This is a genomic window from Mesorhizobium sp. M4A.F.Ca.ET.020.02.1.1 (assembly GCF_004022645.1).
Classification (GTDB): Bacteria; Pseudomonadota; Alphaproteobacteria; order Rhizobiales; family Rhizobiaceae; genus Mesorhizobium.
Window position 1 is genome coordinate 1 of record NZ_RZOI01000562.1, and the last position, 4,096, is coordinate 4,096.

Below are 4,096 nucleotides of genomic sequence, written 5' to 3' on the forward strand. Positions count from 1 at the left end.
GCGAAAGCGTGACCGAGAGATCGGCGCGCGCGGCGAGCTTTCCCGCCAGTTGCCGGGCTTCGGTGGTGCCGCCAAGGATCAGGATGCGGTGGGTCATCATGCCTGCTAAGGGTCCGCGCGGCGCCAAGCTCACGCCAAAATGGCTAACGGTCGTCGGCATCGGCGAGGACGGTGTAGCGGGTCTCGGCGACGAGGCCAAGCAGCACCTAGCGCAAGCCGAATTCATCTTCGGCGGCAAGCGACACCTCGCGCTCGTCGCAGCCCTGGCCAGGGGCGAGGCCCGCCAATGGCCGACGCCGTTCGACGCCGAGATGCGCGACGTGCTGGCGCTGGCCGGGAAGAATGTCTGCGTGCTCGCTTCCGGCGACCCGTTCTTCCACGGCGTCGGTGTCACGCTGGCGCGCAAGGTGAAACCCAAGCAAATGCGGGTGCTGCCGGCGCCTTCATCGCTTTCGTTAGCGGCATCCCGGCTGGGCTGGGCGCTGCAGGATGTCGAGGCGATCTCGCTCCACGGCCACGCGATCGACCTTATCCGCCCCCTCCTCCACCCTGGCGCGCGCATCCTTGCGCTGACATCCGACGGCGATGCGCCGGCAGCGATCGCCGGGCTGCTCGACGAACTCGGCTTCGGTCCCTCGCGGTTGACGGTCCTTGAAGCGCTCGGCGGACCGGATGAAGCACGCCGAAGCGCACGCGCCGACGGCTTCGATCTCAAGAACATCAGTCCGCTCAACGTACTGGCGCTGGAAGTTGAATCGACGCCGGATGCCCGCATCCTGCCGCTGACGTCGGGCCTTGCCGACCACCTGTTCGAGCATGACGGCCAGATCACCAAGCGCGAGGTCCGCGCCATGACGCTGTCGGCACTCGGGCCCCGACGCGGCGAGCTGCTGTGGGATGTCGGCGCGGGCTCGGGCTCGGTCGGCATCGAATGGATGCTCGCTCACCCCTCGCTGCGCGCCATCGCCATCGAGGCCGACAAGGAGCGCGCTGCCCGCATCCGCCGTAACGCCTCGCATTGCGGCGTGCCCGGTCTTGTCGTGATCGAGGGCCCGGCGCCCAGGGCTTTCGCCAAGCTGGAAACGCCCGACGCCATCTTTATCGGCGGCGGCGGCAGCGACGCCGGCGTGCTGGAGAAGGCGATCAAGGCACTGCGCCCCGGCGGCCGGCTTGTCGCCAACGCGGTGACGCTGGAGATGGAGACGCTGCTTCTCGACCAACACACCAAGCGCGGCGGCGATCTCACCCGCATCGCCATCTCGCGAGCCTCGCCCGTCGGCTCGATGCAGGCCTGGCGGCCGGCCATGCCGGTCACCCAATGGAGCTGGGTGAAGCCATGATGGTCGCGGGCATCGGCAGCCGGAAAGGCGTGACAGCGAGCGACGTGCGCGCCGCCGTCGAGACCGCCTTGGAAGCGCATGGATTGGCAGTGACGGCGCTTTCCGCCCTGGCGACCGGTGAAATCAAACGCGATGAGGAAGCGATCTTCCTCGCCGGCAGCGACCTCGCTTTGCCTGTGATCGTCGTCTCGAACGATGCGATGCAAGCCGCATCGTCCGGCGTGCTCAGCCACTCCGTTCTCTCGCAGTCGAAGGCCGGCTCGCCGTCGGTTTCGGAAGCCTCCGCGCTTGCCGCGGCCGGAAAGGGCGCGAAACTGCTCGGGCCGCGCACGGTGCTCGGTCCTGTCACCTGCGCCATCGCACTTGCCGGAGATGCCGCATGACCATTCATTTCATCGGCGCCGGCCCCGGTGCGGCCGACCTCATCACTCTGCGCGGCAGCCGACTGCTGGCGAGTTGCCCGGTCTGCCTCTATGCCGGCTCGATCGTTGCGCCCGAACTGCTCGAACATTGCGCGCCCGGCACCAAACTGATCGACACGGCGCCGATGTCGCTCGACGAGATCGAGGCCGAATACGTTGCCGCCCACACCGCCGGCATGGATGTCGCGCGCCTGCATTCCGGTGACCTGTCGGTGTGGAGCGCGGTGGCCGAGCAGATCCGCCGGCTGGAAAAGCACAACATCCCCTACACGCTGACGCCGGGCGTGCCTTCCTTCGCCGCCGCGGCGGCGGCCCTTCGCCGCGAGCTCACCATTCCCGAACTCGCGCAAAGCCTGGTGCTGACCCGTGTCTCCGGCCGTGCCTCGAAGATGCCGCCCGGCGAGACGCTGGCCGGCTTCGGCCGCACCGGCGCGACGCTTGCCATCCATCTCGCCATCCACGCCATCGACCGTGTCGTCGCCGAGCTGACGCCGCTTTACGGCGCCGACTGCCCGGTGGCGGTTGTCTTTCGTGCCTCCTGGCCGGACGAGCGTCTGTTGACCGGCACGCTGGCCACCATCGAGGCGAAGCTGGCGGAAAACCCGATTGAGCGCACGGCGATCATCTTCATCGGCAGCGCGCTCGGCGCCCAGGATTTCGGCGAAAGCTCACTTTACGACGCCCACTACCAGCGGCGTTTTCGCGGACGGGACGGATTGTGAACGGCAGCACCAACAGAAACGGACATGCCACGGTGGAGCAGGCGCTGGCGCGGCTGAAGTTCAAGCCGCGAGAGCTGGAACCCGGCCACGTTTGGCTGGCCGGCGCGGGCCCCGGCGATCCCGGCTGCCTGACGCTCGAAGTGCTGGCCGCTCTCGGCCAATGCGACGCGCTGGTCTACGATGCGCTGGTCTCGCCCGATGTCGTCGCGGTCGCCGCAAGCGCGGAGCTTTTCTATGCCGGTAAACGCGGTGGCCAGCCGTCGATGAAGCAGGACGATATCACAGCTTTGCTGGTGCGGCTGGCGCGCGAGGGACGTCGCGTCGTCCGTCTCAAGGGCGGTGACCCCTATATCTTCGGGCGCGGCGGCGAAGAGGCGCTGGCGCTGGCGCGCGAAGCTATTCCGTTTCGTGTGTTGTCCGGCCTGACCTCGGGCCTGAGCGCGCTCGCCGCCACCGGCATTCCCGCCACCATGCGCGGCATCAACAAGGCGGTCATCCTGGCCACCGGCCATGCCGCCGGCACCGATGACGATCTCGACTGGGCCGCGATTGCCCGCACCGGCCAGCCGGTGGTCGTCTATATGGGAATGGCCAATCTGCCTCAGATCGCCGCTTCATTATTGGAAGGCGGGCTGGCGCCGTCGACGCCGGCCGCGGTGATCGTTTCCGCGACCACGCCGCAGGAGCGGGCCGTTGTCGCCACGCTCGCCACCATTGCCGAAGAGGCCGCGGCCGCCGGCCTGGCTTCGCCGGCGCTGATCGTCGTCGGCGGTATCGTCGCCATGCGCGCGGCACTGGCGGGCGAGACATGACGGCACGCGCCATCATCATCGGCGCGCCGCGCTCCGGTTCGGGCAAGACCAGCGTCACCATCGGCATCCTGCGCGCGCTCGCCAGGCGCGGCTTGAAGGTGCGTGGCGCCAAATCCGGGCCCGATTACATCGATCCGGGCTTCCACACCGCCGCCACCGGCCTCTCCGGCGTCAACCTCGACAGCTGGGCAATGCCGCCTTCCCTGCTCAATGCGCTGGCCGGGCAAGCGGCTGACGATGCCGACTTCGTCGTCCTCGAAAGCGCCATGGGCCTGTTCGACGGCATTCCCGCCCCAGAAGGCCGCACGGGTTCGGCCGCCGACCTTGCGCGGCTCTACGGCCTGCCGGTGCTGCTCGTGCTCGATGTGTCCGGCCAGTCGACCACGGCGGCCGCCGTTGCCAAGGGTTTTGCAACCTACGACGCGGGCGTGCGCATGGCCGGCGTCGTCCTTAACCGGCTCGGCAGCGAGCGCCACCGGCGGCTGTCCGGCGATGCCATCGAGGCGATCGGCCTGCCGGTCGTCGGCGCCATCCTGCGCGATCCCACGCTCAACCTGCCGGAGCGCCATCTCGGCCTCGTCCAGGCCGGCGAATACCAGAACCTGATGGCGCATCTCGACCGGCTGGCCGACATGGCCGAGAAGTCGCTCGATCTCGACGCCATCATGGCGCTGGCCACGCCGCTGGTGCCCGCGGCTGGCGATTTCGGCGACGCGCTGCCGCCACCTGGACAGCGCATTGCGCTGGCGGAGGACGCCGCCTTCACCTTCGTCTACCCGCACGTCGCCGCCCACTGGCAC

At 68.8% G+C, this 4,096-nt stretch carries 5 protein-coding genes and 1 pseudogene; 5 read left to right on the forward strand and 1 reads right to left on the reverse strand.

Annotation, left to right across the window (positions count from 1 at the left end):
* A pseudogene (locus EN742_RS39610) lies at positions 1 to 97 on the reverse strand (precorrin-6A/cobalt-precorrin-6A reductase); the annotation flags it as partial.
* Between the two features lies 1 nt (position 98).
* Between EN742_RS39610 and cbiE the strand changes: the two are divergent.
* From cbiE to EN742_RS26685, 5 genes are all read left to right on the forward strand, one after another.
* Entirely contained in the window at positions 99 to 1,340 is a 1,242-nt protein-coding gene (gene cbiE / locus EN742_RS26665) for a precorrin-6y C5,15-methyltransferase (decarboxylating) subunit CbiE (protein WP_126054008.1), read from the forward strand.
* Positions 1,337 to 1,723: a cobalamin biosynthesis protein gene (locus tag EN742_RS26670; RefSeq protein WP_126054007.1), complete on the forward strand. Its 387-nt coding sequence runs from the start codon at positions 1,337 to 1,339 to the stop codon at positions 1,721 to 1,723. The genes cbiE and EN742_RS26670 overlap by 4 nt, the downstream gene beginning before the upstream one ends.
* Positions 1,720 to 2,484, forward strand: a complete 765-nt coding sequence (gene cobM / locus EN742_RS26675) for a precorrin-4 C(11)-methyltransferase (protein WP_126054006.1) — start codon at positions 1,720 to 1,722, stop codon at positions 2,482 to 2,484. The genes EN742_RS26670 and cobM overlap by 4 nt, the downstream gene beginning before the upstream one ends.
* Positions 2,481 to 3,296: a uroporphyrinogen-III C-methyltransferase gene (cobA, locus tag EN742_RS26680; RefSeq protein WP_126054005.1), complete on the forward strand. Its 816-nt coding sequence runs from the start codon at positions 2,481 to 2,483 to the stop codon at positions 3,294 to 3,296. Before cobM ends, cobA begins: the two co-directional genes overlap by 4 nt.
* A partial coding sequence (locus tag EN742_RS26685) for a cobyrinate a,c-diamide synthase (RefSeq protein WP_128333465.1) occupies positions 3,293 to 4,096 on the forward strand: 804 nt, incomplete at its 3' end. The genes cobA and EN742_RS26685, both read left to right, overlap by 4 nt.